The organism is Vibrio sp. CAU 1672 (assembly GCF_029223195.1).
In the GTDB taxonomy this organism is placed as follows: Bacteria; Pseudomonadota; Gammaproteobacteria; order Enterobacterales; family Vibrionaceae; genus Vibrio.
The window spans coordinates 41941-49380 of record NZ_JARHUF010000014.1; the positions used below are offsets into that span (position 1 = coordinate 41941).

Annotated in this window: 5 protein-coding genes and 2 tRNA genes; 1 reads left to right on the forward strand and 6 read right to left on the reverse strand. The window is 49.9% G+C overall.

Features of this window, described 5'->3' with window-relative positions; all coding sequences use genetic code 11:
• Nucleotides 1-132: 132 nt before the first annotated feature.
• Genes miaA through tsaE form a run of 4 tightly spaced genes read right to left on the reverse strand, consistent with a single transcriptional unit; the run spans nucleotide 133 to nucleotide 5218 of the window.
• Nucleotides 133-1065 carry a tRNA (adenosine(37)-N6)-dimethylallyltransferase MiaA gene (gene miaA, locus P2G85_RS13605; RefSeq protein WP_275864627.1) on the reverse strand — a complete coding sequence of 311 codons (933 nt, stop codon included), beginning with the start codon at nucleotides 1063-1065 and terminating at the stop codon, nucleotides 133-135.
• The gene (gene mutL, locus P2G85_RS13610; RefSeq protein ID WP_275864628.1) at nucleotides 1062-3035 is read right to left on the reverse strand and encodes a DNA mismatch repair endonuclease MutL; all 1974 of its coding nucleotides are present in this window, start codon (nucleotides 3033-3035) and stop codon (nucleotides 1062-1064) included. Before mutL ends, miaA begins: the two co-directional genes overlap by 4 nt.
• A gap of 18 nt (nucleotides 3036-3053) precedes the next feature.
• Nucleotides 3054-4760: a LysM peptidoglycan-binding domain-containing protein gene (locus P2G85_RS13615; RefSeq protein WP_275864629.1), complete on the reverse strand. Its 1707-nt coding sequence runs from the start codon at nucleotides 4758-4760 to the stop codon at nucleotides 3054-3056.
• Complete coding sequence (gene tsaE, locus P2G85_RS13620; protein ID WP_275864630.1) at nucleotides 4754-5218, reverse strand: tRNA (adenosine(37)-N6)-threonylcarbamoyltransferase complex ATPase subunit type 1 TsaE; 465 nt, start codon at nucleotides 5216-5218, stop codon at nucleotides 4754-4756. The genes P2G85_RS13615 and tsaE overlap by 7 nt, the downstream gene beginning before the upstream one ends.
• A 274-nt stretch (nucleotides 5219-5492) precedes the next feature.
• Here tsaE and queG point away from each other — a divergent pair, with 274 nt between their 5' ends.
• Nucleotides 5493-6620 carry a tRNA epoxyqueuosine(34) reductase QueG gene (gene queG / locus P2G85_RS13625; protein ID WP_275864631.1) on the forward strand — a complete coding sequence of 376 codons (1128 nt, stop codon included), beginning with the start codon at nucleotides 5493-5495 and terminating at the stop codon, nucleotides 6618-6620.
• A gap of 611 nt (nucleotides 6621-7231) precedes the next feature.
• On the opposite strand, the gene P2G85_RS13630 is transcribed toward queG, so the two are convergent.
• Nucleotides 7232-7308: transfer RNA gene (locus P2G85_RS13630), tRNA-Met, on the reverse strand.
• 42 nt (nucleotides 7309-7350) lie between these two features.
• Nucleotides 7351-7426: transfer RNA gene (locus P2G85_RS13635), tRNA-Gly, on the reverse strand.
• Nucleotides 7427-7440: the final 14 nt, after the last annotated feature.

Below are 7440 nucleotides of genomic sequence, written 5' to 3' on the forward strand. Positions count from 1 at the left end.
TACTGCTTCTGCATCTGAGCTAAACGAATAAAAAAGCACTCTAAGTTAGTAGCAGTTATGAACACAAACCGCCACAAACGGTTCCATTCAGAGTGCGTTCACGCAAAAACGATCACATTATACACAGCTAACTCAGTCAGATGCTATCGCTTCTGACATGGTTTCAAACGCTTGATCAATGTTATCGCTATCTAACCAAGTTAAATCATCCCAGCTGCGTAACCAGGTGATTTGTCGCTTGGCCAATTGACGAGTCGCACAAATGCCGCGGAAAACCGCTTCATCCCGTGTGCACTCCCCGTCTAAATACTCCCACATTTGTCGGTAGCCCACGCAGCGAATGGAAGGAAGATCCGGATGAAGATCTGAACGTGCAAACAGCACTTTCATCTCATCTTCAAAACCACCCTCCATCATTTTTTCAAAGCGCAACTCAATCCGACGGTGGAGCTCAGCCCTATCCTTGGGGGCGATAGCAAATTGCTTAACCCGGTACGGCAGGCTCTCGCCTTTGGTCTGGGTTAGTTCAGTAAGAGTTTTACCTGAAATACGATAAACTTCCAACGCTCTCGATAACCGTTGAGGATCGTTGGGGTGGATTCTCGCCGCTGACACAGGATCAATCTCTTTGAGTTCATCGTGCAACACTGACCAACCTTTCGTCAATGCTTCTTGCTCAATTTGATGACGAATTTCAGGATTTGCAGCGGGAAGAGGTGATAAACCTTCCAGTAACGCTTTGTAATACAACATTGTCCCCCCGACTAACAGGGGAATTTTGCCTTGTGCCACGATTTGTTCCATGGCCTCTAGCGCATCACGCCTAAAATCGGCCGCCGAGTAAGATTCACTCGGATCAAGAATATCGATCAAACGATGCGGCGCTAAGCTGAGTTCACGTGCATCCGGCTTCGCGGTACCGATATCCATCCCCTGGTAGATCAACGCAGAATCCACGCTGATGATTTCTACCGGGTAGTGTTGGCGCAGGCGAATCGCTAACTCGGTTTTTCCGGATGCGGTAGGGCCCATTAAAAAAAGAGCCAAAGGTAATTTATCTGTCATGGTTCTAACTTGGCAATCGAAGCTGAGAAATCAACAGCCGAGACAAAATGGGGATCATCTAATGGCAATTGTCCGTGTCTGAGCTGTTCAAGTTCCGCAATAATTTGAATGGCTTCAGAAAGAGTGTAGTGGCTTTTAACCGCCGTCACCTTCAACGCCAGCCAGTCGATCAGCTCCGTTAGCAACCGCGCAGGCCCCTCGTCTCTTTCTAAGCAGGTTTGTGCGTAAGATAACAGATCTGGAACTAAATTTTGTAAGTTTTGTTGACGCAGCGGGGCAGGCACGCCCATAACCATCAGTGCTTTGTCCTGACGCGCTTTAAACTGCAGCCCCAAACGGGAAAATGTGGCCTGATATTCTTCAGCAAACCGGATCTGGCCAGACTCAAGCTTGAGTGACAAAGGCACCAATAAAGGTTGGGTCTTCAGCGCCTCTTGCTCAGGCGTCAACTGGCCTTGAGTACGATAAAATTCCGCTCTTGGCAAAGAAACCATCGCCGCACCGCAGTCACTGCTCATCAGCACATACTGCTCATGAATCACCACCAACGCTTTACCCAGAGCCGCCACACCAGGCAAAAGCTGCTCACCCGCCTTGCGTGGCCCTGCATGGGCAGGCTGCGTTTGACCGGCCGGAAAATCCGGCGTCTGCAGCAACTCATGGTACGCTTTAACTTGTTGCTTGCTTGGTGGCGACTCGGCATAGCGCTCTTGCTGTGCACTATTTTTCGCTGCGGGGCGTGACTCTGTCCACTCCTGACGCTGACTGATCCGCGCCTCGCGAACCGAATGTTCCCCAGCCGGCTCCGGCTGATAATCCGCCCTTCCCGGATAGGCCGGCGCTTTCTCCACCGCTTGATACACCCGCTCAGGAACGCCAGGCGGTGTGCGCGGCTCAGCATCGGTCTGTTTTTTTTTCGCTGGTTCACGGTGGTGAAAAGCCGACGCATTGACTTGCGGCTGTTCGATCACACAACTCTGGGCCAGTGCGTCCGCCAGTGCCTGATAAATAAAATCGTGCACCAGACGCGCCTGATGAAAACGCACCTCATGTTTCGCCGGATGAACATTGACATCCACCTGGTGCGGATCAATTTCGATAAACAACACATACGCGGCAAACTGCTCTGGCTTCAGGCTGGTTTCGTAGCTTTGGCGAATCGCATGGTTAATCAGCTTGTCACGCATCATGCGCCCGTTCACGTAACAATATTGCAGATCGCTTTGCTGACGGGCGCCCTCTGGCGTGGTGATCCACCCCTGCAGTTTGAGTCCGTTATGCTCCAGCTCGATACGGAGCATGTGGCGAACAAATGCATTGCCGCACACTGCAGCAATACGTTTTTCAATCTGCGGCTGGTTTTTCGCCGCCCGGTACTGACGCAGTGTTTTACCGTTGTGACGCAGATTAATCGTGACATCAAAACGGCTCAGCGCAATGCGTTTGAGTAACTCATCAATGTGTGTAAATTCGGTTTTTTCGGTGCGGAGAAACTTACGCCGGGCCGGTGTATTGAAAAACAGATCCAGTACTTCGACCGTGGTGCCAATCGGGTGGGCGGCCGGTTGCAGCTTCACCTGCATGTCCCGCCCTTCTGAATAGGCACTCCAGGCCTGCTCTTGTGCTGCAGGGCGTGAAGTCAGGGTCAGGCGCGACACGGAACTGATACTCGCCAGTGCTTCACCGCGGAAGCCCAAACTCATGATCGCTTCAAGATCATCTAAAGTGTGGATTTTTGAGGTCGCATGCCGGCTCAGTGCCAGGCCTAACTCATCTTTGATAATGCCTTTACCGTTATCCCGTACGCGGATCAGTTTGGCGCCGCCTTTCTCGATTTCAATATCAATCCGGGTCGCACCGGAATCAATGCTGTTTTCCACCAACTCTTTAACCACCGAAGCGGGTCGCTCTACAACCTCACCAGCGGCAATCTGGTTGGCTAACCGGGCTGGCAGTATTTTTATGCTCATCAGCGTCACCACGCTCAGTTACTTGTTAGGAATGATCAAAACCTGACCAACCGCCAACTCGTCAGAGCGTAAGTTGTTCGCCTTACGGATACTGGATACGCTAACGCCGTACTGGTTGGCAATTTTACCCAGATACTCGCCCCGCGCGACCTTGTGCTTGCGAATTGGCTTATCTTTTAATGCTACTGTGATTTTCAACTTCTGCCCGACCCATAAGGTGTCAGACTTAAGGTTATTCTCACGCCGGATATCAGCAATGCTGACTTTGTAATGGCTGGCAATCTTACCTAAAAACTCTCCCGACTTAACCTTATGAGTAATGGTTTCAGTCTCTACCGTATTCAGCTGTTCGGAAATCTGCAGCGCTTGTCCCCGGCCCGGAATAGTCAGTTTCTGCCCTATCGCCAGCCCGCTCGACTTCAACTTGTTGGCCGACATGATCGCCTTGGTGCTGGTGTGATACTTACCAGCTATCACCGACAAAGATTCTCCGCGTTTAACGGTATGCACCACTGGTTCGGCACCAGGCGAGAACACGGTACCTTCCGGCGGATTGTCTTGCAGATATTGCAACACGGCTTTTGAGATCGAACGTGCCAGTTTGTCCTGGTGAGCACGCTGGAACAGTAAACGCTCTTCAGTAGGATTGGAGATAAAACCGGTCTCGACCAACACCGACGGGATCTGTGGTGAACGCAGCACCGCCAAACTAGTATTGATCGGTTTGGTGTTGTGTAAGTGGGCCACTTTCCCCATCTCACTCAGGATATTGTTAGCCAGCTTGTAGCCCTCTTTTTGTGAGTGGCTGAACTGCAGATCAAGCAGGGTCTGGTTAACGTTGCGGTCATTAATGTTGCTGGCAAAAGCGGTTCCAGAGCCCCCAAGCAGTTCCGACTGCTTCTCGTGATCCTCGACCCAACGGGATATCTCGGTATTGGCTCTGCGGGTGTTCAACACAAACACCGAAGCGCCACGGGGCTTGGGCGAAGTGAAGGCATCCGCATGGATTGAAATCAGCAAATGCGCGTCATTCTCGCGCGCGATCGCCACACGACGGTTCAGGTTGACAAAATAGTCGCCACTGCGGGTCAGTCTGGCTTTAACCCCAGGAATCGCATTTAACTGCGCGGCCAGCTTACGTGAAATACTCAGAGTGGCATTTTTCTCGTATTTGCGAGTCGGGCCGACCGAGCCAGGATCCTCTCCGCCGTGGCCGGGATCAATAACGATCAGGGTATCCCGGGCACGCGGTACTGAACGCATGTCCTTGCTGGTTTTAGCCGGCTGGCTTGATGTTTGGGTGGCTTGAGCACTATGGGGCAGATCAATGACTAAACGATGGCCGTATCGCCCCCCCGGAGTTGGATTCAGGGTAAAAATATTAGCACGGGCACTTTTCTTCAACTCAAAAACCAGACGATAAGTGCCACTTTCCGGCGGGGTACTTTTACGAATGCGCTTTAAAACCGGACTGTCTGAAACCGGAAGCGGTAACTTGGCTTGCATGGTGGTTTTTTTAAGATCCACCACCAAACGATCAGGGCCGGATAATGAGAAATAGGAGTAATCGGCTTGCGCAGCTAAATCAATAACAACGCGCGTTTCATCGGGAGAGGGCCACACTCGAAAGCTCTTCACCACATTTGCCAGCGCCAGGTTGGGGAACAGCAAGAGAAAAGCGGCTGCCCATACAACCACCGCTCTAAAATTCAATAAACTCAACATAACTCCAATTTACTGAGTAACTGCAGACCATAATCATTATTTGCCGTTACCTCAGCCACTCGCTGTTGGCCCTGATAACGAATTTCAACATCCAGGTCAGGTTGTGGTAGCAGTCCCTGCCCCTTCTCTGGCCACTCGACCAAACAAATTGCATCAGGAGTAAAATAGTCACGGATCCCCATAAACTCTAACTCTTCAGGATCGGCCAGGCGGTATAAGTCAAAATGGTACACCTGCCACTGTTCGAGTTGATATGGTTCGACCAACGTATAAGTCGGGCTTTTTACATTGCCCTGATGGCCAAGAGCACGGACAAAACCACGGCTAAACGTCGTTTTACCTGCACCTAGATCGCCATGCAGATAGATGGTGGTTTGCTGAAAACAAAGCTGAGCGAGTACACTGCCTAATGCGACGGTTTGTTGCTCATCCTGTAAAATAAACTGTTTCGTGCTCATTGATGCTTCTCTAACTAATGCTCGTTGACTATATAAAAATCAAAAGGACAGGAATAGTAAACTGTGTTGGTTTTGAGAGACAAGCGCTCTAATGTCATATATGCGAAAAAAGTCGCCGCCACTAGCCAGTCATTACTGAGGTTATGCGCATAACCACCGGAGGTGCATCTCCATAACAAATGCAGCATAGCCAACAACTCAGCCTCACTTAGTAGTAGCACCTTGATATAAGATCCGTTAAGATCCGCCCCCATTTTCGCTAATGGTAGACCGCATGAACTACGAACAACTCGCTCAACAAATCAAAATTTGGGGCCAGGAGCTTGGCTTTCAGAAAGTCGGTATCTGCGATGTTGATCTGAACGAGCACGAAACCACCCTGCAACAGTGGCTTGATGCGGGCTACCACGGTTCGATGGACTGGATGGCCCGTCACGGAATGATGCGGGCCCGACCAGCAGAATTGCTGCCCGGCACCCTGCGCGTTATCAGTGTCAGAATGGACTACCTGCCTCCACAAGCTCAGTTCGCTTCTAACCTTGAGAACAAACATCATGGCTATATCAGCCGCTATGCTTTAGGACGCGACTACCATAAGTTAGTCCGCAAACAGCTCAACAAGTTGGGACAAAAAATCGAACAAGCGGCCGGACAGCTCAGTTTTCGCCCTTTTGTCGATTCAGCGCCGATACTCGAGCGCCCACTTGCACAAAACGCCGGGCTTGGCTGGACAGGCAAACATTCACTGATTCTGGATAAAGAATGTGGCTCCTGGTTTTTCCTCGGGGAGCTTCTGGTGGATATCCCCTTACCGATTGATCAACCGAGTACTGACCAGTGTGGCAAATGCACCGCTTGCATTACCATCTGCCCTACCCAAGCGATTGTCGCCGATAAAGTCGTTGATGCACGCCGGTGCATCTCCTACCTGACCATCGAATTCGACGGCGTGATTCCTGAAGAGTTCCGTAAACCAATCGGAAATCGCATCTATGGTTGTGATGATTGCCAACTGGTCTGCCCCTGGAACCGCAACGCACCAGTGAGTGAGCAAGCGGACTTTCACCGTCGAGACAGTTTTACCCATCCAGATTTAGTCGATATGTTTTTATGGGATGAGGCCACTTTCCTCAAAAAAATGGAAGGCTCTGCTATTCGTCGTATCGGTCATATTCAATGGCTGAGAAACATTGCCGTCGCGCTGGGCAACGCCCCATACAGCCAGCGGGCTCTGGATGCCCTTCAATCTCGCCACGGCCAGAGTCAGTTACTGGATATTCACATTGACTGGGCGGTGACACAGCTCATGAATCAAGCATCTATACCCGGAGTTGACACCATTGCAGCCAAAAATCAACGCCTTATCCGAATCGTTGAAAAAGGCCTGCCGCGAGATGCCTAGCAGGTAGAAGATATGCAAGCAATTGAAAAGTCATTAACATCAATAATTCATGACCTTGTTCTCAATTCTGAAATGTGGAAAAAAGAACGGGATACCGGAAAATTAGCGGGCTAAAAAAAAGTTAAACACAATCTAATGAAATGACTAGGATCAATAAAAAACAAACTAATGATCCTTGCTTGGTAAACCACCCACACACAAAATCACAAAAAACACTTAAATAACAATGATTTAATTTGGTTTTGTGTAATTTTGAACTACGCCGCAGAACGAAAAGATCATTTTTCGCCTCACTAATCATCAGGCTGAATACACTTTATCAACTAACTTATCCACAGGAAGAAAAATGTGGATAAGTCTGTGCACGGATGGGGAGAGATCTGCCTGTGTGCCCAGTATTCTCAGAGCTGGCAAAAACTTTCATGTTTTACACACAAGATAAAGCATTCGACGTAACTAAACGCGAACAAAAAATCTGTATTGGGGAATCATGCTTCGCAGCATTATGAAAAGAGCAACGAGAGAATAGGCAGAGGAGGTTCGGTTTACACCAAACAGTCTAGCCGGAGACAGTCTGAGAGAAATAACTCTCAAACCAATCTACTTGAAATTGGTTGCGGGGGCCGGATTTGAACCGACGACCTTCGGGTTATGAGCCCGACGAGCTACCAAGCTGCTCCACCCCGCGTCCGTATTGTGTCACCGTTAGGTACGATGCAGACCATTAAACTGGAGCGACACACGAGGTTCGAACTCGTGACCTCAACCTTGGCAAGGTTGCGCTCTACCAACTGAGCTAGTGTCGCTTTTTGTCACCGTC